The organism is Micromonospora sp. NPDC004540, from assembly GCF_040610095.1.
In the GTDB taxonomy this organism is placed as follows: Bacteria; Actinomycetota; Actinomycetes; order Mycobacteriales; family Micromonosporaceae; genus Micromonospora.
On sequence record NZ_JBEXLR010000023.1, the window covers coordinates 44,950 to 66,258 of the forward strand.

Annotated in this window: 20 protein-coding genes, 1 tRNA gene and 1 pseudogene; 14 read left to right on the forward strand and 8 right to left on the reverse strand. The window is 72.5% G+C overall.

Translation table 11 applies throughout. The features are described from left to right. Window positions 1–172: 172 nt before the first annotated feature. Window positions 173–676 carry a MarR family transcriptional regulator gene (locus tag ABZV78_RS11120; protein WP_355637545.1) on the reverse strand — a complete coding sequence of 168 codons (504 nt, stop codon included), beginning with the start codon at window positions 674–676 and terminating at the stop codon, window positions 173–175. 101 nt (window positions 677–777) lie between these two features. On the opposite strand from ABZV78_RS11120, the gene ABZV78_RS11125 reads away from it, so the two are divergent. Together ABZV78_RS11125 and ABZV78_RS11130 are read left to right on the forward strand one after the other, a co-directional pair. Next, window positions 778–1,359, forward strand: a complete 582-nt coding sequence (locus tag ABZV78_RS11125; RefSeq protein WP_355637547.1) for a YceI family protein — start codon at window positions 778–780, stop codon at window positions 1,357–1,359. A 252-nt stretch (window positions 1,360–1,611) separates the two neighbouring features. Beyond that, complete coding sequence (locus tag ABZV78_RS11130; RefSeq protein WP_355637549.1) at window positions 1,612–3,090, forward strand: glutamate--cysteine ligase; 1,479 nt, start codon at window positions 1,612–1,614, stop codon at window positions 3,088–3,090. Between the two features lie 49 nt (window positions 3,091–3,139). On the opposite strand, the gene ABZV78_RS11135 is transcribed toward ABZV78_RS11130, so the two are convergent. Continuing rightward, a complete protein-coding gene (locus ABZV78_RS11135; protein ID WP_355637551.1) occupies window positions 3,140–4,543 on the reverse strand; it encodes a hypothetical protein in 1,404 nt (467 codons plus the stop codon). Between the two features lie 115 nt (window positions 4,544–4,658). On the opposite strand from ABZV78_RS11135, the gene ABZV78_RS11140 reads away from it, so the two are divergent. Both ABZV78_RS11140 and ABZV78_RS11145 read left to right on the forward strand, forming a co-directional pair. Further along, entirely contained in the window at window positions 4,659–5,348 is a 690-nt protein-coding gene (locus ABZV78_RS11140; RefSeq protein ID WP_355637553.1) for a PASTA domain-containing protein, read from the forward strand. A 101-nt stretch (window positions 5,349–5,449) separates the two neighbouring features. After that, entirely contained in the window at window positions 5,450–6,364 is a 915-nt protein-coding gene (locus ABZV78_RS11145) for a PASTA domain-containing protein (protein ID WP_355637555.1), read from the forward strand. 3 nt (window positions 6,365–6,367) lie between these two features. Here ABZV78_RS11145 and ABZV78_RS11150 read toward each other — a convergent pair whose 3' ends face one another. Together ABZV78_RS11150 and ABZV78_RS11155 are read right to left on the reverse strand one after the other, a co-directional pair. Beyond that, window positions 6,368–6,811: a hypothetical protein gene (locus tag ABZV78_RS11150; protein ID WP_355637556.1), complete on the reverse strand. Its 444-nt coding sequence runs from the start codon at window positions 6,809–6,811 to the stop codon at window positions 6,368–6,370. 97 nt (window positions 6,812–6,908) lie between these two features. After that, window positions 6,909–7,196, reverse strand: a complete 288-nt coding sequence (locus ABZV78_RS11155) for a hypothetical protein (RefSeq protein WP_355637558.1) — start codon at window positions 7,194–7,196, stop codon at window positions 6,909–6,911. A 627-nt stretch (window positions 7,197–7,823) separates the two neighbouring features. Between ABZV78_RS11155 and ABZV78_RS11160 the strand changes: the two genes are divergently transcribed. The 3 genes from ABZV78_RS11160 to ABZV78_RS11170 all read left to right on the forward strand — a co-directional run bounded on the left by ABZV78_RS11160 (window position 7,824) and on the right by ABZV78_RS11170 (window position 9,453). Further along, window positions 7,824–8,705: a helix-turn-helix transcriptional regulator gene (locus tag ABZV78_RS11160; protein WP_355637560.1), complete on the forward strand. Its 882-nt coding sequence runs from the start codon at window positions 7,824–7,826 to the stop codon at window positions 8,703–8,705. Then, on the forward strand, window positions 8,675–8,896 hold the full coding sequence (locus ABZV78_RS11165) for a DUF397 domain-containing protein (RefSeq protein WP_355637562.1): 222 nt from the start codon (window positions 8,675–8,677) through the stop codon (window positions 8,894–8,896). Before ABZV78_RS11160 ends, ABZV78_RS11165 begins: the two co-directional genes overlap by 31 nt. Before the next feature lie 155 nt (window positions 8,897–9,051). After that, window positions 9,052–9,453, forward strand: coding sequence for a hypothetical protein (locus ABZV78_RS11170; protein WP_355637564.1), 402 nt, complete (start codon window positions 9,052–9,054; stop codon window positions 9,451–9,453). Here ABZV78_RS11170 and ABZV78_RS11175 read toward each other — a convergent pair. Next, entirely contained in the window at window positions 9,421–10,023 is a 603-nt protein-coding gene (locus tag ABZV78_RS11175; RefSeq protein ID WP_355637566.1) for a hypothetical protein, read from the reverse strand. The two genes, ABZV78_RS11170 and ABZV78_RS11175, sit on opposite strands and share 33 nt — an antisense overlap. 220 nt (window positions 10,024–10,243) lie before the next feature. On the opposite strand from ABZV78_RS11175, the gene ABZV78_RS11180 reads away from it, so the two are divergent. Next, window positions 10,244–12,253, forward strand: a complete 2,010-nt coding sequence (locus ABZV78_RS11180) for a S8 family serine peptidase (RefSeq protein WP_355637568.1) — start codon at window positions 10,244–10,246, stop codon at window positions 12,251–12,253. A gap of 64 nt (window positions 12,254–12,317) precedes the next feature. Here the strand turns inward: ABZV78_RS11180 and ABZV78_RS11185 are convergent, their stop codons facing one another. From ABZV78_RS11185 to ABZV78_RS11195, 3 genes are all read right to left on the reverse strand, one after another. Next, on the reverse strand, window positions 12,318–13,124 hold the full coding sequence (locus tag ABZV78_RS11185) for a WecB/TagA/CpsF family glycosyltransferase (protein ID WP_355637570.1): 807 nt from the start codon (window positions 13,122–13,124) through the stop codon (window positions 12,318–12,320). Further along, window positions 13,121–14,230: an NAD-dependent epimerase/dehydratase family protein gene (locus ABZV78_RS11190; protein WP_355637572.1), complete on the reverse strand. Its 1,110-nt coding sequence runs from the start codon at window positions 14,228–14,230 to the stop codon at window positions 13,121–13,123. Before ABZV78_RS11190 ends, ABZV78_RS11185 begins: the two co-directional genes overlap by 4 nt. Before the next feature lie 71 nt (window positions 14,231–14,301). Continuing rightward, window positions 14,302–14,387, reverse strand: a tRNA-Leu gene (locus tag ABZV78_RS11195). Between the two features lie 209 nt (window positions 14,388–14,596). Here ABZV78_RS11195 and ABZV78_RS11200 point away from each other — a divergent pair. The 6 genes and pseudogenes from ABZV78_RS11200 to ABZV78_RS11225 form a co-directional block, all read left to right on the forward strand. Beyond that, entirely contained in the window at window positions 14,597–15,385 is a 789-nt protein-coding gene (locus ABZV78_RS11200) for a DUF3662 and FHA domain-containing protein (protein ID WP_355637574.1), read from the forward strand. A gap of 6 nt (window positions 15,386–15,391) precedes the next feature. After that, the gene (locus ABZV78_RS11205) at window positions 15,392–15,877 is read left to right on the forward strand and encodes an FHA domain-containing protein (RefSeq protein ID WP_355637576.1); all 486 of its coding nucleotides are present in this window, start codon (window positions 15,392–15,394) and stop codon (window positions 15,875–15,877) included. Continuing rightward, a complete protein-coding gene (locus tag ABZV78_RS11210) occupies window positions 15,874–17,331 on the forward strand; it encodes a PP2C family serine/threonine-protein phosphatase (protein WP_355637578.1) in 1,458 nt (485 codons plus the stop codon). The genes ABZV78_RS11205 and ABZV78_RS11210 overlap by 4 nt, the downstream gene beginning before the upstream one ends. A gap of 139 nt (window positions 17,332–17,470) precedes the next feature. Further along, complete coding sequence (locus tag ABZV78_RS11215) at window positions 17,471–18,850, forward strand: FtsW/RodA/SpoVE family cell cycle protein (RefSeq protein ID WP_355637588.1); 1,380 nt, start codon at window positions 17,471–17,473, stop codon at window positions 18,848–18,850. Beyond that, entirely contained in the window at window positions 18,847–20,352 is a 1,506-nt protein-coding gene (locus ABZV78_RS11220) for a penicillin-binding transpeptidase domain-containing protein (protein ID WP_355637580.1), read from the forward strand. Before ABZV78_RS11215 ends, ABZV78_RS11220 begins: the two co-directional genes overlap by 4 nt. A gap of 1 nt (window position 20,353) precedes the next feature. After that, window positions 20,354–21,243, forward strand: a pseudogene (locus ABZV78_RS11225) (serine/threonine-protein kinase); the annotation flags it as partial. Between the last annotated feature and the right edge of the window lie 66 nt (window positions 21,244–21,309).

Here is a 21,309-nt window from a genome sequence, read left to right on the forward strand (position 1 = left end):
GCCCCTCGCTCATCGCTCGCGCCCGCACCCCCCGGTGCCCCCCGCTGCCGGAAGCCTATCCAGCCGGCGCGGGCGGTTCGGATGCTTTTGCTGAGGTATGCCCCGGTTATCGGACGGTTCTGCCGGTCTTTCTGCCGGTGACCCGCGAGTACGCCCGGCCCTGACCGGCGGGTCAGCAGCCGGCGGCCTGCCCCGCGGGCGCCGGCTCGGTGCTGCCCGCGGTCGCCCCCGGGTGCACCGCGTCACGGACCCGGCGCAGGCCGTCCAGCAGCGCCTCCAGCTGGGCCGGGGCGAGCTGGCCGGTGAACCACTCCTCGATGATCCGCAGGTGCCCGGGGAGCGTCTGGTCCAGCCGGCTCAGGCCGGTGCCGGTGACCACCGCGTACGAGCTGCGCCGGTCGGAGGGGCAGGCCCGGCGGCGGAGCAGGCCGTCCCGCTCCATCCGGTCGACCACCCGGGTAACGCCGCTGGTGGACAGGGAGGTCTGCGCCGCGAGGTCGGTCATCCGCAGCTGGTGACCCGGCGACCGGGTGAGCCGCATCAGCACCTCGAACTCGACCGGGGAGAGGCCGTGCTCCTCGAACTGGGCGGCGAACCGGGCCGACAGCCCGGCGCTGGCCTCGAAGAGGAGGCCGATGGCGGTGATCCGGGGATCGTCGAACACGTTCTCGTCCACGCTGCCATCCTAGCAGTCCTTGACACAGGGAATATTGCTGTGCCTATAGTTGCTCAGTCAGTCGTTGGGTTACTAAACAATCTCCCCTGGAGGACAGCACCATGACCAGCAGCACCGAAGCGGTTACCCGCGACTGGGAGGGTCTCACCATCCCGACCGCCGGCACCTACCTGCTGGACGCGGCTCACAAGCGCGTCGGGTTCGTCGCCCGGCACATGATGGTCAGCAAGGTACGCGGTGAGTTCGCCGAGGCTACCGCCACGATCACCGTGGCCGAGGACCCGATGCAGTCCTCGGTGTCCGCCACCATCCAGGCGGCCAGCATCAACACCGCCCAGGCCGACCGCGACGCGCACCTGCGCAGCCCGGAGTTCCTCGACGCCGAGCAGTTCCCCACGCTGGAGTTCCGCAGCACCGGCGTGAAGTCCCACGAGGGCAACGAGTTCGTCCTCTCCGGCGAGCTCACCATCAAGGGCGTGACCCGTCCGGTCGACCTGGAGGTCGAGTTCGAGGGCGTCGGCCGCAGCCCGTTCGGCCAGGACATCTTCGGCTTCTCCGCGTCCACCGAGATCGACCGGGAGGACTTCGGCCTGACCTGGAACGTCGCCCTGGAGACCGGCGGCGTCCTGGTCGGCAAGAAGATCAAGATCGAGATCGAGGGCGAGGCCGTCCGCCAGGCCTGATCCCCGCGTACGACCCCACGGGCCCCCGCCGTCACCCGACGGCGGGGGCCCGTTCGTCGTACACCGGATGGTGCGAATTGTCACGTGTTGTTCGCAGGTTGACCGTGGTGCGGGAGGCGGCGGCTGGGTAGGAGTGCAGACCTGCGCCCAGCCCCGATCCGGTGACCGGGCGCACTTACGCACTCAAACGTGAATGGTTCACAATGCGTTGCGGAACGGTACGGTTCCGTGGCGCCGGCGCCGGGAGGACAGATGGGCAGAGACGTCGAGCAGGGCGCCTTCTCCCGCGAGGACCGGGTCCGCTACCGGCAGAAGGTCCGGCGGTGCCTGGACGTCTTCGCGCTGATGCTGGACGACTTCGGCTTCGACGCCGACCGGCCGATGACCGGGCTGGAGATCGAGCTCAACCTGGTCGACGCCGCCGCCGAGCCGGCCATGCGCAACGACCAGATCCTCGCCGACATCGCCGACCCGCTCTTCCAGACCGAGCTGGGGCAGTTCAACCTGGAGCTGAACGCCTCGCCCCGGCTCATCGAGGGCACCGGCTTCGCCGACTACGCGCAGGACCTGCGCAGCAGCCTGAGCCGCGCCGACGAGCGGGCCGCCAAATCCGACGCCAAGATCGTGATGGTCGGCATCCTGCCCACCCTCACCGAGCGGCATCTGGTCGCCGACAACCTCTCCACCAACGAGCGCTACCGGGTGCTCAACGACCAGATCGTCGGGGCCCGGGGCGAGGACATCGAGCTGGACATCCGCGGCGTCGAGCGGCTGCGTACGCACAACGACTCGATCGCGCCGGAGTCCGCCTGCACCAGCCTCCAGTTCCATCTGCAGGTCGCGCCGGACAGCTTCGCCGACTACTGGAACGCCTCCCAGGCCATCGCCGGCGTGCAGGTGGCGATCGGCGCCAACTCGCCGTTCCTCTACGGCCGGCAGCTCTGGGCGGAGACCCGGATCGCCCTGTTCCAGCAGGCCACCGACACCCGCCCCGACGAGCTGAAGGCCCAGGGCGTACGCCCCCGGGTGTGGTTCGGCGAGCGCTGGATCACCTCGATCTTCGACCTGTTCGAGGAGAACGTCCGCTACTTCCCGCCACTGCTGCCGATCTGCGAGGACGAGGACCCGGTCGAGGTGCTGCACGCCGGCGGGGTGCCCCAGCTCGGCGAGTTGCGGCTGCACAACGGCACCGTCTACCGCTGGAACCGCCCGGTCTACGACATCATGGACGGCCGCCCGCACCTGCGGGTGGAGAACCGGGTGCTGCCGGCCGGGCCCACCGTGGTCGACATGCTCGCCAACGCGGCCTTCTACTTCGGCCTCGCCCGCGGCCTCGCCGAGGCGGACCGGCCGATCTGGAGCCAGCTCACCTTCAGCTCGGCCGAGGAGAACTTCCACGCCGCCGCCCGGCGCGGCATCAACGCGGTGCTGCACTGGCCCCGGCTCGGCGACGTGCCGGTCACCACGCTCGTCCTCGACACGCTGCTCCCCGTCGCCGCCGAGGGGCTGGACCGCTTCGGCGTCGCCCCCGCCGAGCGCGACCGCCTCCTCGGGGTGATCGAGGAGCGCTGCCGGACCGGCCGCAACGGCGCGGTCTGGCAGACCGAGACGGTGTGGGCGGCCGAGCGGCACCACGGCATGGACCGGGAGGCCGCGCTGCACCACATGGTCCAGCGCTACGCCGAGCTGCAACGCAGCAACGAACCCGTGCACACCTGGCCGGTCGACTGACGCCAGCTCGTCGGGCTGGGGTGGACCGAACGGGTGCGCCCGGACCTGCTCAGCGGTTGCGGCGGCGGGCCTTCGGCCCGGTGGTCGGCGCGGTCGCGCCGCTCTCGGACCCGGAGGCGGGCTCGCTCCCGACCGCGCGCTCCTCTGTCGCAGGTCCCGGCCCGTCGCTGGTCGGTCCCGACGGCACCGGGTCGGTGCCGGCCTGCGAGCTGGACTCGGGCTTCCGCTGGGGTGGCACGGCCCGGCCGCGTCGGCCGGCGGCGCGCTCCGGTGCCGTGCTCGGGTCCACCGCGACCTTCGTGCCACCGGCTGCGGCCGTCCCGTCGGACAACGATTCGGTGCCTCCCACCGCGTCCGCCGGCGTCGACTGCCGCCCCACGGACGTGACCTGCTCGCCTTCCGTGCTCGGTCCGGAGGCGCGCCGGCCGAAGAACCGGCGGGTCGGCCGCTCCGGAGCGGGCACCGGGTCGGCGGCGTCCGCCGGGTCGGTGGCCGGCTCCGGGGCGGTGGCGGTGAGCTCGTCCGGCTCGCCGGTGCGCTGGCGGGGCAGGTGCACGTCGGCGTGCCCGGTGGCGCGACGGTCGGCCCGCTGGGCCAGCGCCGCCATCAGGACCGAGCCGCCGATCCCGGCGATCACCGCGTACGGGGCGATCAGGTGGGCCGACACCTGCTCGGCGGCGATCCCGGCGAGCCTCGGCACGGCGAGCAGGTACGCCAGCGCGACCAGCACCGGACCGGCCGCCCCGGAGGCCGCCGCCCCGACCCGCCGCTCCGGCGCGTGGACCGCCCGCCGGGCGGCCAGCACTCCGATCACCAGGGCGGAACCGAGCGAGAGCAGGGCCCCCGGCCAGTAGAAGTAGTCGCGGATCCAGAACCGGCCACTGTCGGCGCTGATCTGCCAGATGCCGAGCTGGGCGGTGGTCAGGCCACGGCCGGAGAGCACCCCGTCGACCACCGAGACGACGGCGAGCAGCCAGAGCCAGCCGGTGGTGGCGACGAGGTTGGTGGCGACGGCCCGGGTGTGCAGCGCCCAGGTCGCCAGCAGCACGCCGAGCACCAGCCCGGCGGCGGCGTACCCGGCGGCCACGGCCTGCGGCGAGGCGGTGTCCGGCACCCGGGCCGCCCGGGCCGGCACGGCCACCAGCAGCATGGTGATCAGGGCGCCCACCCCGGCGGCGAGCGCCAGGCCGAGCCGGGGCAGGGTGCCCGCCGGCTCGTCGTCCTCCGCGCCGCGCAGCCGCTGGGCGCAGACGGCGCCGGCGATCACCGAGGTCGCGGAGATCCAGGTCGCCCAGGCGAGACTGGCCACCCAGGCCGCCTCGACCCGGGCGGCGCCGGCCGGCGCCCAGTTGATGATGCCGAGCCCGTAGCCGAAGCCGAGCTGTGCGGCGCCCGCGCCGGCGGCGACGCCGAGCGCGGCGGCGGTCGATCCTCCCCAGCCCCGTCTGACCATGCCGGGGAGCGTAGCGTCCCAAGGTCGGCGCGGCGAGTGGTGCCGGAGGCCGGATCGGCCGCGACGGGCTTGGTGGCGCCGGATACGGTCGCCGGTGACTGAGGCGGGGGACGCGATGACGGACGAGGGGTACCCGGACCGGCAGCCCGGGGTACGCGACGAACCGGGGCCGGACCGGACCAGGCTGCTGCTCGGTGGCGGCCTGGCGGCGGTCCTGCTGGCGGTCATCGGGGCGAGCGGCGGCTGGGTGCTGGCCGGGGAGCCGGACCGGCCCGCCGCACCGCCCGCCGCGGGCCCCACCATCTCCTCCGTCGAGGCGACCACGCCCGCCGCCGCGCCGCCGAGCGCCGGCGACGACCGGCCGACCGGCACCCGCACCACCACTCCCGCCGGCCTGACCGTGCCGCAGCTCGTGGGCGCCGACTTCGAGCAGGCCCGACGGGAACTGCGGGACCGCAGGCTGGGCTGGCGGCTGGTGTTCGGCAGCGGCTCCGGCCGCACCGTCGAGCGCACCTCCCCCGAACCCGGTACGCCGGTGAAGCGCGGTGTCACCGTCACCCTCTGGGTCGCCGGCCCGGCACCCGCCGTCGCCGTGCCCGACCTGCTCGCCCAGAGCTGCGCCGACGCGGCGGACGACCTGGTGGCGGCGGGTCTCTACCCCCGCTACCGCACCGGCCGCAAGGGCCCGGTCACCGCGCAGGACCCGGTCGGTGGCAGCTCGGCCCGCTGGAACGACCCGGTCACCCTCACCTGTGGCGAGGAGCCCGACACGGCGCCGACCGCCAACCCGCTCCCCTCGCCGTGACCGGCGGTCCGGCGCGCTGATGCCTGCCGATGGCCGGGCGGACCGCTACCGTGGACGATCGAGGGCCAGGCCGCCCTGTCCCGGTGGGGAAAGGACGTGCGATGAGCGACGACCGTCAGGAGCCACCGGCCGGGGACCCGGACGCGACCAGGGCGCTGCCTCCTGACCGGAGCGGCGCCGGCCCCGACGCCACCCGGGCCACGCCACCCGACCGCCCCTTCGCCGAGGATGCCGACGCCACCCGCGCGATGCCCCGGGAACCGGCCGGCGGCGAGGACGTCGACGCCACCAGAGCGGTGGCGCGGGAACCGGCCGGCGCGGAGGAGGCGGAGGCGACGCGGGCCATGCCGGCGGCCGGCGATGCGACCCGCCCGCTGCCCCGCGGGGACGGCGGTGCCGGGGCGCGGCGGCCGGTCGACGCCACCCGGCCGGAGCCGGTCAGCCCCGCCTGGTCGGGGCGCGCCGGAGTCCCGCCACCGCGGCCGGCCGGGTATCCGGAGCCCGGCACCGAGTGGTACTCCGAGGAGCAGGCGGGTCGCCGCTGGTGGATGCCGATCCTGCTGGGCATCCTCGCGCTGGTGCTGATCGCGTTGATCGGCGTGGGGGTCTGGCTGGCACTCCGGGCGGCGGAACGCGACGCCGAGCCGGGCCTGTCGCCCTCGGCCGTGCCGAGCACCGCTCCGCAGACCAGTGTCACGCCGAGCACGGCCGCGCCGAGCAGTTCGCCGCCGAGCAGCCCGCCGACCACCACTGCGGCGGCCGAGGTGCCGATGCCGCCGCTGGTGGGCCTGCCGGAGTCCGCGGCCCGCGAGGCCCTCGACCGGCTGGGCGTGGACTACCGGGTGCGGCGCCGGACGTCGGACCAGCCGGCCGGCACGGTGATCGACACGAACCCGGCGGCCGGCGAGCCGGTTGCCGAGGGGGATCGGGTCACCATCGTGGTGGCCGAGCCGGCGGAGCCCACGACGGAGGCGGCCACCACGACGCCTCCGCCGACGGCCACCGCCACGCCCTGACCGTCACCACTGTCTGCGTCTGGTGGCGACCAGGCCCAGCCCGGCCAGCGAGATGGCGAGGCCGAGCAGCCCCGAGTAGAACAGCGACCGGCTGAGGTCGGTCTCAGCGGACGGGCGTTCGGCCAGCGCCTCCTCCCCGGCGCCGGTGCCGGCCTGGTCCGGGTTGGTCGGGCCGCCCGGGTCGCCGCCGGGCACACCGGCCGCCGGTGGATCGACCCAGTCGGGCTCGTCCTCCTCCGGATCGGTGGCCGGCCGGTTGCCCTCCCCGGCAACTGTGATCTCCGGAGCCGGGACCGGCTCGGTCAACTCCTGGGTGGCGGAGAAGGCGGGGTGGCGGACCACGAGCGCGAGTGCGGTCGCGGCGCCGAGGAACACGAGGAGCCCAAGGGCGTAGCCGATGCGGGAACGGTGGTGCCGCCGCGCGGCGGGCAGATTGACCATGACCATCCCAGGTTCAGGGTCCGGAGCGCGCGGGTGGAGCGTTGCCGGGGTGGGCATACCGATTCTATGGCGGTGGCACGCCCCCCGACCGGGATTCGTGAGGTCAGCCGACCCGGACCGGGGTCCGGGCCACCGGACGGCGGGCCGTCCGGACGGTGTGCGGACGCGGGGCGGGCGCGGCCTGGCGGTGCCCCAAGCCCTCCTGCTGTACGAAGATCGACCGCCGGTTGACCGCGTCCCCCGCCGCGTTCAACTCGTAGCCGTCGAGCCAGAGCCAACCGTCGTAGGTCGGCCAGTCGAGCACCCGGATCACCCGGAACATGATCGGTCGAAGGAACTGGACACTCGCCGCGCGAGTCACGTGCAGTACGTCACCGGAGCGGGGAAGCACATCGGCTCCTGGGGAGGGTCGGCCGGCGGGCGGGCCGGCGAGGCTGATCGGGGGACGGGTCGGTCCGGTGCCGGGGGGTCTACCTCGTGGACCGGCTGATCAGTGGGTCGGTGGTGGTCGGGCCGTATCCGCGGTGGCGGACCGCCACCCGACCATCACCCGGCTGCTCCCGGTTACCGCTCCCGCCGCCACAGCCAAACTGGCGTGCAGCGGCGGGGTCTTCATCCCGGTGCAGGTCGAACGGCGCGGGACGGCTCCCCTCCTGCCGTCCCGCGGCCCGTGGTGCGACCACGCCCGGAGATCATGCGAAGACGGTGAGTAACCCGTGCCATACCGACAGAGTGCATCAGTGACGTGCTTCATGCAAGTTGCACGTCGTCTTTTGCCGATAAGCGAGCAGGACACGTGAACGGGACGCTTGAAGCCTCCGGTCCCGGGGCGGCACACTGGACGCCGGTTTCGCCCGTCGCGGCCGGTCGATGACCGGCACCACCCCCTGCCGCGAACGCTCGCCCGCCGTACGCCGGTCGCGCCCCGGCGGGTGTGACACCGGGCGCGACCGACCGGAGGTAGCCGGGTGCGCGCGAGGAATGGGATTCCCCGTCCATCGACCCGTGGGGTGGCGTCGTGAGTGAACGGCGCAGCCCGACCATCCGGCGTCGACGGCTGGGGGCGGAACTTCGCCGGCAGCGGGAAACTGCCGGCATCACCATCGAGACGGTCGCCGAGCAGTTGGAGTGTTCGGCCTCCAAGATCTCCCGTATCGAGACCGGTCACACCACCGCGACACCCCGGGACGTGCGGGACATGCTCCGCATCTACGGGGTGGTCGGGGCCGAGAGCGACGAGCTGGTGCAGATCGCTCGCGAGGCCCGGCAGAAGGGCTGGTGGCATCCGTACAGCACGGTGCTGGTCGGGGCGTACGTGGGACTGGAGGCGGCGGCCAGCTCGATCCGGGCGTACGAACAGCAGGTCGTGCCGGGCCTGTTGGAGACCGAGGAGTACGCGGGGGCGATGATCCGGGCCGCTCGGCCGGACTTCACACCCGAACAGGTCGAACAGCGGGTGCGTGTCCGACTGGGCCGTCAGTCGTTGTTGATCCAGGACGATCCGGTCGATCTGTGGGTGGTGCTCGACGAGGCGGTGCTGAGCCGGCCGGTTGGCGGCGACGCGGTGATGCGTGGCCAGCTCAAACGGTTGGTGGAGGTGGCCGAACTGCCGAACGTGACGTTGCAGGTCCTGCCCTTCGAGGTGGGCGCGCACGCCGGCATGGACGGGACCTTCACGATCCTCAGCTTCCCCGAACCGAGTGATCCCGATGTCGTGTACGCGGAGAACGCCACGGGTGGGCTCTTCCTCGAGAAGAGCGACGAACTACAGAAGTACAGCTTCATCTTCGATCACATTCGAGCCGCGGCCATTCGCCCGGAGGAGTCCATCGCACACATCGCAAAACTGGCAGAGGAGCCGTTGTGGAAATGGCGACCAAGGAGTTCCCCGTGGACCTGACGCAGGCGACGTGGTTCAAGAGCTCGAAGAGCGGGCCGAACTGTGACAACTGCGTGGAGGTCGCGTACGTGACCGGGGCGGTCGGCGTCCGGGACTCGAAGGACAAGACGGGCCCTGCCCTGGTCTTCGCCCCGGGTGACTGGCACGCCTTCGTCGCCGGCGCCAGAGGCGGTACGTTCGGCCGGAGCTGATCCGGCGTCCCGCCCCAGAGCGTGGTCCCGCCCGGCAGCGTCGCCGGGCGGGACCATGTCGTCCGCGCTCCGGCCGGGTCCGGCCACCCGTCGCCAGTTCCGTCCCGCCTCGTTGAACCGCACAGATCGGCAACCGAACGAGGCAGGCGAGACGGATGACGACGATCGGTTCAGAGAATCTGACCAACGGCCCGGGCAAGCCCGAGCGGTTCGGTGGCAAGTACCGCGGGGCGCGCCGGGACAGCGTCCTCACCGAGGTGGGCTCCGGCGAGGGCGAGATCGGCGGCCGCGACACGGCCGCCCCGGAACAATCCGGCCCGCCGCTCTCCCTGCCGTCGCTCGACCCGAATCCGCTCACCGAGCCGTCGTTCCCGCCGACCGGCTGGCCGCTGGAGCAGCCGGAGTCCCTCGTGGACCATCCGCTGCTGCGCGGGCTGCTGATGGAGTTGCCGCCGCGGGGCAGCGTGCCCCCGCCCGGCTGGCTGGACCGCTGGTTCGAGGCGACCCGGGCGATCCTGGAACTGCTATACGTGCAGGGGACCGGCCGCACGCGCTGACACGGCGGCCGCCGGCGGCAGCGCCCGCTCGGCGAGGCGGTTGTGCCGCAGGGCGTGGCGTACCCCGATCGTGATCACACCGAGCACCGCGACGGTGATCGCGGGCCCGGTGACGGCCGGAGTCGCGAACAGGTCCACGCCCGCGGCCGGGAGCAGCGCGCCGAGCGCCGCCAGCGCGGTCGCCTGGAGCGGCAGCCCGATGAGCGGGTGCGCCGCGGCCGCCCGCAGGCCGTGCGGGGCCGGGGTGTCCGGCGCGGTGGCGAAGGCGCCCGCGCCGGCCCGCAGCCGGCGGACCCGGCGTACCGTGCAGACCGCGACGACCAGCGCCGGGGCCGCCGCGAGGGTGAGCCCGGCGGCGGCCCGGTCGAGCGCCGTCGTGCCGGCGGTCTGCAGGCCCACCGCCAGGACCGCCGCGGTCAGCGCCAGGCCGGTGAGGACCAGGGCGGACAACCATCCGGTACGCCGGCGCAGCGCACGGGCGCGGTCGAGCCGGGGCAGGCCGTCCGCCACCACGCCGGCGACCAGCCAGTCGGCGGCGACGGGGAGCAGCACGGTGAGATGCTCGTCCATGGCTTCAGCCTCGCCCGGTCCGGCGTCCACCGGATCCGGGGCGGCACCCCCGTTCCTCCCGTACGCCCTCCCGTAGGGGTCATCCCGTCGACGTTATGGCGGATCCGGCATGTTCACAGTGTTTCCCCTGTTGACCTAGCCTCTTAACGATCGGTCAGCGTCGATTCGCCGGTGCCTCACCGGGCGGACGGTCCTGTGCCGGTCGGAGGGAGGTAGGGAGATGGGTCTCCCACACAGGTCCGTACTCGTCGGAGTGGCCGCCCTGACCATGCTCGCGGCCGCGTCACCCGCCTCGGCCGCCGAACCCACCGGCGCCATCCGCGCCGCCGGTGGTCCCACCGCCGTGGCCGACAGCTACATCGTGGTGTTGAAGGACAACGCCGTCGCTCCCAGCCGGGTCACCGAGACCGCGCAGCGGCTCACCGCCCGGCACGGCGGCACGGTCGCCCGCACGTGGCGCGCCGCCCTGCGTGGCTTCGAACTCACCGTCGGCGCGAAGGCCGCCGCCCGGATCGCGGCCGACCCCGCCGTCGAGTACGTGGAACAGAACCACACGGTCTCCATCGCCGGCACCCAGACGAACCCACCGTCCTGGGGCCTGGACCGGATCGACCAACGGAACCTGCCGCTGAACAGCTCCTACACCTACCCGAACACGGCCGCCAACGTGCGCGCCTACATCATCGACACCGGCGTGCTGTTCGGGCACAACGACTTCGGCGGCCGGGCCGTCTCCGGCTTCGACGCGGTGGACGGCGGCTCCGCCGACGACTGCAACGGCCACGGCACGCACGTCGCGGGCACGGTGGGCGGCTCGTCGTACGGGGTGGCCAAGGGCGTGCAGATCGTCGGGGTCCGGGTGCTCAACTGCCAGGGCAGCGGCACCAACGCCCAGGTGGTGTCGGGCATCGACTGGGTCACCGCGAACGCCGTGAAGCCGGCGGTGGCGAACATGAGCCTTGGCGGCTCCGCCAACAGCTCCATCGACACCGCGGTCACCAACTCGATCAACTCCGGCATCACGTACGCCGTGGCGGCCGGCAACGGCGACATCCTGGGCAACCGCCAGAACGCCTGCAACTACTCCCCGGCCCGGGTCGCGTCGGCGATCACCGTCGGGGCGACGCAGAACAACGACGCCGCCGCGAGCTTCTCCAACTACGGCACCTGTGTCGACATCCTGGCGCCGGGCGTCAACATCACCTCCGCCTGGTACACCGGCAACACCGCCACCAACACGATCAGCGGCACCTCGATGGCGTCGCCACACGTCGCGGGCGCCGCGGCGCTCGTGCTCTCGGCGAATCCCTCGTGGACCCCGCAGCAGGTGCGGGACAGCCTGGTCAACAACGCCACCCCGAACGTGGTGACCAACGTGGGCACCGGCACGCCGAACCGCCTGCTCTACGTGGTCAACGGCACCACCCCGCCGCCGACCAACGACTTCTCCGTCTCGGTCTCGCCCACCTCCGGCTCGACCGCGCCCGGCGGCTCGGTGACCGCCACCGTCGCCACGGCCACCACCAACGGTTCCGCCCAGTCCGTCAGCCTCTCGGCCAGCGGCCTGCCGAGCGGCGCCACCGCCTCGTTCAACCCGGCCACGGTGACCTCCGGCGGCTCGTCCACCCTCACCGTCACCACCTCGGCCGGCACGCCGGCCGGCACCTACGCGGTGACGATCAGCGGCACCGCGGCGTCGGGCACGAAGACGGCGACGTACTCGCTCACCGTCACGGGCACCGGCGGCTGCACGGGCGGCGGGCAGAAGCTGGCCAACCCGGGCTTCGAGTCCGGCAGCGCCGGGTGGACCGCGACCTCCGGGGTGATCGGCCAGCACGGCTCGTCCGGCCAGCCGCCCCGCACCGGCACCTGGAACGCCTGGCTCGACGGCTACGGCAGCTCGCACACCGACACGCTGGCCCAGTCGGTGAGCCTGCCGGCCGGCTGCACCTCGTACAGCCTGAGCTTCTGGCTGCACATCGACACGGCCGAGACCACCACCGGCACGGCGTACGACACGCTGCGGGTGCAGGTGTTGAACTCGTCCGGGACGGTGCTCGCCACGCTCGCGACCTACTCGAACCTGAACCGGAACACCGGCTACGCCCAGCGGTCGTTCAACCTGGGCGCGTACGCCGGCCAGACCGTGCAGATCAAGTTCACCGGCGTGGAGGACTGGTCCCTCCAGACGTCGTTCGTCATCGACGACACGGCGGTGAACGTCTCCTGAGCCAACCTCTCCCACCGGCGTCCGGCGGTCCCCTTCGGGGTGGCCGCCGGACGTCGTGCCGGGGTCAGACGTCGAAGGTGGCGGGGCGCCCGGTCGCCGGGGGCGGCGGGGTGGCCTTCCACAGGCCGGTCTTCTGCGCGGCCAGTCGGGCCAGGTAGGCCGGGTTGAGGATGAGGTAGCGGCGCCAGAGCCGCTTCGGCTCCAGGCCGAGCCGCCAGAACCACTCCAGCCCGGCCCGCTGCATCCACGGCGGCGGGTTGCGCAGCAGCCCGGCGTGGTAGTCGAACGCCGCGCCGACGGCCATCAGCGGCATGTCCAGCAGCGGCCGCATGGCGTACGTGAAGATCTCCTGCCGGGGGCAGCCCAGCCCGACCAGGACGAGCCGGGCGCCGCTGGCCTTGATCCGGTCGGCGATCTCGGTGTCCTCGCCCGGCTGGACGGACCGGAACTTGGACGGCTCGACACCGGCGATCTTCAGCGCCGGGAACTTCCGCTCCAGGGCCGGGACCAGGCGGGACAGGGTCTCCTCGGTGGAGCCGTAGAGGTAGACGGGCAGCCCCTCGTCGGCGAACCGGGCGAGCACCCGCAGGGTGAGCTCCGGCCCGTAGACCCGGTCGGTGAGGCCGGCGCCGTGCAGCAGGTTGAGCGCCCAGCGCACCGGCTGGCCGTCGGGGGTGACCACGTCGAAGGAGTTGAGCCGGGCGTTGTGCGCCGGGTCGAGCACCCCGGTCATCACGCCGTGCACGGCCAGCGCGGTGAGGGCCAGCGGCCGGCGGTCGTGCGCCGCCGCGACGACGGCCTCGGTCGCCCGGGCGTAGTCCGTCGCGTCGACGAGCACGCCGAGCACGTTCCGCTTGGTGCCGGTGGTCATGCCTTCGGCACCCACTTGTCGACGTTCGCCTCGTAGATCTCCCGGAGGATCATCGGCACGTCGTAGGTGATCTTCCAGTCCGGGTAGTGCTCCTCGAACCGGGCCATGCTGCTGACGTACCACTGGTGGTCGCCGGTGCGGGCCTGCTCGACGTAGTTGATCTTCGCCACCCGGCCGGTGATCTCCTCGGCGATCCGGAACGCCTCGATGTGCGAGGTGTTCGAGTGCCGGCCCCCGCCCAGGTTGTAGACCTGGGCCGAGCGCGGCGCGCGGAAGAACGCCTCGAACGCGGTGAGCACGTCCCGCGAGTGGATCGCGTCCCGGACCATCTTCCCCTTGTAGCCGAAGAGGTTGTACGTCCGGCCCTCCATCACGCAGCGCATCAGGTAGGCCAGGAAGCCGTGCAGCTCGGCGGCGGAGTGCGCCGGGCCGGTCAGCGTGCCGCCCCGGAAGCAGGCGGTCTTCATGTCGAAGTACCGGCCGTACTCCTGGACCATCACGTCCGAGGCCACCTTGGAGGCGCCGAAGATCGAGTGCAGCGACTCGTCGATCGACATGTCCTCGGTGATGCCGTCGTACCAGTGGTGGTCCTCGGGCAGCTCGTAGCGGGTCTCCAGCTCGATCAGCGGCAGGCCGTTCGGGCGGTCGCCGTAGACCTTGTTGGTCGAGCAGTGGATGAAGGGCGCGTCGATGGCGTGCCGGCGGGTGTTCTCCAGCACGTTGAGGGTGCCGCCGGCGTTGACGTCGAAGTCGGTGTACGGCTCCTTGGCGGCCCAGTCGTGGCTCGGCTGCGCGGCGCTGTGGATCACCACGGCGATGTCCGAACCGTATTTCTTGAAGACCTGCTCCAGGCCGTCCCGGTCGCGGATGTCGACGGCGTGGTGGGTGTAGGCGCGGCCCAGCTCGGCGGCGAGGCGGTCCAGGCTCCAGGCGGTCGAGCCGTCCTCGCCGAAGAAGTATCGCCGCATGTCGTTGTCGATGCCGACCACGTCGAGACCGAGCCCGGCGAAGTGCCGGGCCGCCTCGGAGCCGATCAGACCGCCCGAACCGGTCACCAACGCGACACTCACACGCCACTCCTGGTCCATCGGGGGCAGGGAAACCATCGGAGCATAGCGTGACGTCCGGCACGCCCCGATATGACGCGAGGGCCCCGCTGACTGCGGAGCCCTCGTCATGGTGGGGAAGGGGGGAGTTGAACCCCCACGCCCTTTCGGGCACACGGACCTGAACCGTGCGCGTCTGCCATTCCGCCACTTCCCCGTGGCTTGACCTGCAACACCGTATCTCATCCTGCTCCCGCCGTCTGCGGCGGGTGCCCGGACATATTACGCTGATCCCGGTCATCGCCACGAGCGATCACCGTTCGTGGCGGTCGAAACTTTAGCACGACTGCGGGGCTGGTCACGAACGGGCCGCCGGCAGCCGGCCGAGCGGCGTGTGAGCTGCGGAGGCGGTGTCCGGATACCATCATGGCCTCGGGAACCGAGGAGGAGCCGGTGAGCGTGCTGCAACGCTTCGAGAAGCGTCTGGAAGGCCTGGTCGAGGGGGCCTTCGCCAAGGTCTTCAAAGGGGTGGTCCACCCCGTGGAGATCCTCAACGCCATGCAGCGGGAGGCCGAGGCGCACAAGGCGATCCTGGCCGGTGGGCGCACGTTGGTGCCCAACCGCTACGTGATCGATCTCTCGCCGTACGACCACAGTCGGCTGGCGCCGTACGCCGCCGCGCTGGCCCAGGAACTGGCCCAGTCGCAGGCGGAGTTCATCGGCGAGCAGGCGTGGACGGTCTACGGCGACGTGATCGTCGAGGTCGAGCGTGGTGAGGGGCTGGACACCGGCATGTTCCGGGTCACCGCGGAGGTCTACACCGGCGGCGACGTCGCCCCGGTCTCCGCGCCCGGTGGCTACGACGCCGGCCCGGCCTACCCCGCCTACGACCAGGGTGGCGGCTACGGCCCGCCGCCGGGACAGGGCGGTGGCCGCAACGTCCGCCTGGTCTCCGGCGACGGTCGCACCTACCCGCTCCAGATGGGCTCGACCGTGATCGGCCGCGGCGACCAGGCCAACCTGCGCCTGCCCGACGTCGGCATCTCCCGGCGCCACGCCCGGCTGGACTTCGACGGCGGCCAGGTCGTGCTGACCGACCTCGGCTCCACCAACGGCACGATGGTCAACGGCCAGCGCGTCTCCGCGGTCGCCCTCAACCCGGGCGACATGATCCAGCTCGGCACGACCACCCTGACCTTCCGCGTGGACGGCTGACCCGAGTTGCCGGAACTCGTCATCACCGTCGCCCGGTTCGGGTTCCTCATCCTGCTGTGGATCTTCGTGTTCACGGTGGTCGGTGTGATCCGCCGGGACCTCTTCGCGGGGGCCCGGTCGGGTCGCCTCGTGGCCACGCCACGCGCGGTCGGGGCCTCGACCGGGCAGCCGGCGAAGCCGGCGAAGGTGAAGCGGGGCCGGGCGGCGCACCAACTGGTGGTCACCGCCGGGCAGCTGGCCGGCACCCGGATCACCCTCGGCGAGGCCCAGATCACCATCGGTCGCGCCGAGGACTCGACCCTGGTGATCACCGACGACTACGCCTCGGCGCGGCACGCCCGGCTCGTGCCGCGCGACGGGCAGTGGTTCGTCGAGGACCTCGGATCGACTAACGGCACCTACCTGGATCGCGCTAAGGTCACCGGACCAACCCCCGTCCCCCTCGGCGTGCCGATCCGGATCGGCCGCACTTCCCTCGAATTACGGCCATGACTCTGACCCTGCGCTATGCGGCCCACAGCGACCGCGGTCTGATCCGAGACGGTAATCAGGATTCCGTCTACGCCGGGCCGCGGCTTCTTGCCGTTGCCGACGGCATGGGCGGCATGGCCGCCGGTGACGTCGCCAGCAACATCGTCATCGGTGCCATGGCGCCCCTCGACGAGGACGTCCCGGGTGACGCCCTCGTCGACGCGCTGCGTTCCGCCGTCGGCACCGCCAACCAACAACTCCGCGACACCGTGGACGCCAACCCGCAGCTGGAGGGGATGGGCACCACGCTCACCGCGACCCTCTTCTCGGGCAGCAAGCTCGGCATGGTCCACATCGGTGACTCGCGGGCCTATCTCCTGCGCAACGGTGAGTTCGCCCAGATCACCAAGGACGACACGTACGTCCAGATGCTCGTCGACGAGGGCCGGATCAGCGCGGAGGAGGCGAGCAGCCACCCCCAGCGCTCGCTGCTCACCCGGGCGCTGGACGGCCGGGACATCGACCCGGAATACAGCGTCCGGCAGGTGCTCCCCGGTGACCGCTACCTGATCTGCTCGGACGGTCTCTCCGGCGTGGTCAGCGCGGACACCATCGCCGACACCATGCGCGAATACACCGACCCACAGCAGTGCGTGGAACGGCTGGTGCAGCTCGCCCTGCGCGGCGGCGGCCCGGACAACATCACGGTGATCATCGCGGACGCCACCGACCAGGACATCGTCGAGGCGTCCCCGATCGTCGGCGGCGCCGCCGCCCGCGACCGCGGCATGGCCACCTCGGCCGACGTCTCCACTCCGGCGGCCCGCGCCTCGGCGCTGTCCGCCCCCCGGGCGCCCGCGCCCGAGGAACCGGTGGACAACCGCGACGACGAGGCCGACCGGCGCCGCCGGCACCCGCTGCGCACCGCGGCGATGCTGCTGGCGCTGCTGGTCATCGTCGGGGGCGGCGTCTTCGGCGGGTGGAGCTACACCCAGCGCCAGTACTACGTCGGGGCCACCGACGACGGGCAGCTCGCCGTGTTCCGCGGCGTGCCGGGCCAGGTCGCCGGGCTCGACCTGTCCAACGTGCACGCCACCAGCGAGGCCAAGCTCGACGACCTCACCGGGGCCGCACAGGAGCAGGTCAAGCAGGGCATCCAGGCCAAGAGCGAGCCGGACGCCGAGCGCCGGCTGGCCGAGCTGACCAGCGACGACCCGGCCAACCCGAACCTGAAGCCGCTCTGCCCGCCCAGCCCGACGGCCGGGCCGGCCAGCCCGACCCCGTCCGTGGCCGGCAGCTCGCTGGCCCCGCCGGTCAGCGGCAGCGCCGTTCCGTCGGGCACGGCCACGGCCACGGCCACGGCCGCCGCGGGGCCGACGCCGACGGCGACGCCAACGCCGACCACCACGCCCGAAGCCGTCCCCTCCGACACGGTTCCGCCGGTCGACCCGGCCGGCTGCCGGTCGCCGGAGTGAGTGCCGGCTCGACCCCGAGGACGCATCCGTGACCGCAGCCGCCGTACCGGCAGCCTCGCCCGCCTCGACGGGCGAGCAGCCCGGCGTGCGCCTGGCCCGGTCCCGGCGTAACGCCGAGCTTTCCCTGCTCCTGCTCGCCATGGTGCTGGTGGCGGCGTACGCGGCGACGGTCGAGGCGAACGTGCTGGACACGGTCACCCCGGACTTCTGGATCCCGGCCGCGGCGCTGGGGCTGGTCTTCCTGGGTCTGCACTTCGTGATCCGCTGGCTGGCGCCGTTCGCCGACCCGGCGCTGCTGCCGGCGGTCGCCCTGCTCAACGGCATCGGTGTCGGCTTCCTGCGCCGCTACGACCTGGCGCAGGCCGCTCCGGAGGAGCGGGAGACGCTGGCCATCTTCGCCGGCACCGGCGGGCGGCAGCTCGCCTGGACGCTCGGCGCGGTGGTGCTCGCCGCCGCGCTGCTGGCGATCATGCGGGACCACCGCTCGCTGTCGCGCTACGCCTACACCCTGGGGCTGGCCGGCATCGTGCTGGTGATGATCCCGGCGGTGCTGCCGGGGCGGTTCTCCGAGATCAACGGCGCGAAGCTGTGGATCCGGCTCGGCGGGTTCTCCATCCAGCCGGGTGAGTTCGCCAAGCTGGCCCTGCTCGCCTTCTTCGCCTACTACCTGGTCCGCAAGCGCGAGGTGCTCTCGCTGGCCAGCCGCCGGGTGCTCGGCATCGACTTCCCGCGCGGCCGGGACCTCGGCCCAGTCCTCGGGGTCTGGATCATCAGCCTCCTGGTCCTGGTCTTCGAGAAGGACCTGGGCACGTCGCTGCTCTACTTCGGCATGTTCGTGGTGACGCTCTACATCGCCACCGAACGGGTGAGCTGGCTGCTCATCGGCCTGATCCTGTTCTTCGGCGGCGCCTACCTGGCCTACGTGCTGGGCAGCACGGTGGGCGGCCCGTTCGCCAACTTCTACGACCGGGCGCAGATCTGGCTCGACCCGTTCGCCGAGCCGTACGACCGGGGCTACCAGCTCGTCCAGGGCCTGCTCACGCTCGGCACCGGTGGCCTGTTCGGGGCCGGCCCGGGCGGCGGCCAGCCCACCCTGCTGCCCGAGGTGCAGACCGACTTCATCTTCGCCGGCATCGGTGAGGAGATCGGCCTCTTCGGCCTCTCCGCGCTGCTGGTGATCTACCTGCTGATCGTCGAGCGGGGCCTGCGCGCCGCGCTGGCGGTCCGGGACTCGTTCGGCAAGCTGCTCGCCGGCGGCCTGGCCTTCACCCTGGGCCTCCAGGTCTTCGTCATCGTCGGCGGGATCAGCAAGCTCATCCCGCTGACCGGCCAGACCACCCCGTTCCTCTCCGCCGGCGGCTCCTCGCTGATGGCCAACTGGCTGCTGATCGCGGTCCTGCTCCGGGTCTCCGACGGCGCCCGCCGGCCGGTGACCGGAGGCGGCGGCCCGGCGGCCCGGCCCTCGGGCGGCCCGCCGGAGCAGCTGCACGGTGCCCCCACGGAGGTGATCCGGCCGTGAACGCACCCCTGCGCCGCGTCGGCGTGGTCGTCATGATCCTGTTCGGGCTGCTCTTCGCCAACCTGAACTGGATCCAGGCCTACAAGGCCGACGAATACCGCAACAGCGACTACAACGGCCGGGTCCAGGTGGCCGAGTACGAGCGCAAGCGCGGCAACATCGAGGTCGGTGGCACCGCGTACGCGCTCAGCAAGGAGACCACCGGCAAGCTGAAGTTCCAACGCACCTACCCCAGCGGGCCGATGTACGCGCACGTGCTCGGCTGGAAGCCGGTCAACGGCAGCGAGACGGGCATCGAGCGGCTCGAGGACGAGTTCCTCGCAGGCACCAGCGACCAGCTCATCGGCGACCGCGTGAAGGACATGTTCACCGGGAACAAGACCGGTGGCGGCAACGTGCTGCTGACGCTGTCCAAGCGGGCCCAGGAGACGGCGTACAAGCAGCTCAACGACAACCAGGTCGGGGCCAAGCGGGGCGCGGCCATCGCGATCGACCCACGGACCGGGGCCGTGCAGGCCCTGGTGTCCATGCCGAGCTTCGACCCGAACCCGCTGGCCAGTCACGACAGCACCGAGGCCGCGGCGGAATACAACAAGCTCGAAAAGGACAAGGACCGCCCGCTGGCGAACCGGGCGCTCGCCGAGACCCTGCCGCCCGGCTCCACCTTCAAGATCGTGGTGGCCGCCGCGGCGCTGGAGAACGGCGTGGGTCAGCAGACCGAGATCCCGGCCGGGTCGAGTTACACGGCGCCCGGAGCGGGCCAGCCGATCCGCAACGCCGCGCAGTCGATCTGCCCGCAGTCTCAGGTCACGCTGCGCACAGCGGTGACGGAGTCCTGCAACACCGGCTTCGCCCAGCTCGGCGTCCGGCTCGGCGCGGACAAGATCAAGGAGAAGGCCCGCCAGTTCGGCTTCGAGCAGGACGATCTCTCCGTCGGCGAATCCGGCGAGAGGGGTGGCCTGCCCGTGGCGGCCAGCCGCACCGGGGACATGCAGAACCCGGACGGCAGCACCGACCCGGCCGCGCTGGCCCAGTCCTCGATCGGCCAGAACAACGTGCGGATGACCCCGTTGCAGGGCGCGCTGATCGCCGCCTCGGTGGCCAACGACGGCAGCCAGATGCGGCCGTACCTGGTCAAGCAGCTGCTCGGGCCGGACCGCACCACCGTCTACGACGCCGCCAAGCCGCGCGAGCTGCGCCGGCCGATCAGCGGCCCGGTCGCCGAGGACCTGCGGTCCATGATGGTGAACGTGGTGAAGGAGGGCACCGGCCGGAAGGCCGCCATCGACGGCTACACCGTCGGCGGCAAGACCGGCACCGCCCAGTCCGGCCCCAACACCCCCGACCACGGCTGGTTCATCGGCTTCGCGCTGGACAAGAACGGCACCCCGGTCTCGGCGGTCTGCGTCGAGCTGGAGCAGGCGGGCAGCGGTGGCAGTGCCGAGGCGGCCCGGATCGCCGGCCGGATCATGGCGGCGGCCATCGCCGACGGAGGCCGCTGACATGCTCAGCCCGGGGGTGCAGCTCGGCAACCGCTACCGCCTCGACGAGCGGATCGCCAGCGGTGGCATGGGCGACGTCTGGCGCGGCACCGACCAGGTGCTGGGCCGTACCGTCGCGGTCAAGAGCCTGCTCCCCGCCCTGCTCGACGAGCCGGGCTTCGCCGAGCGGTTCCGCGGCGAGGCGCGCACCATGGCCACCATCAACCACCCCGGCGTGGTCGACGTCTACGACTTCGGCAGCGACCAGCAGATCGCCTTCCTGGTGATGGAATACGTGGAGGGCGACGCGCTCTCCTCGACGCTCAGCCGGGTCGGCCGGCTCACCCCGGCCCGCACCATGGCCCTGCTGGCCCAGGCCGCCGACGCGCTGCACGCCGCGCACGAGAAGGGCATCGTGCACCGCGACGTGAAGCCCGGCAACCTGCTGGTCCGGCCGAACGGCACGCTGGTGCTCACCGACTTCGGCATCGCCCGCTCCGACCTGGTCGGCCAGCTCACGGCCGCCGGCTCGGTGCTCGGCACCGCCTCGTACATCTCGCCCGAGCAGGCCACCGGCGCGGTCGCCACCCCCGCCTCCGACGTCTACGCGCTCGGCGTGGTCGCCTATCAGTGCCTGGCCGGCCGGCGGCCGTTCGAGGGGGACAACCCGCTCGAGATCGCCATGAAGCACGTGCGCGAGGCGCCCCGGCCGCTCCCCGCCGACATCCCGCCGCAGGTCCGGGCCATCGTCGAGCGGGCCCTGGCCAAGGATCCGGCGGCCCGCTGGCCCAGCGCCGCCGCCCTGGCCAGCGTCGCCCGGCAGGCCAAGCTCGCCCTGTCGCAGCAGGCGCGGGGCGGCCACCCGATCTCCGGCGTACCCGCTGTACATCGGCTGGAGCAGCGCGTGGTCCTCGGCGCGGATGGTCATCTTGCCCTTGACGCCGTCGAACTGCCAGCCCTCCAGCGCCTTGATCATCT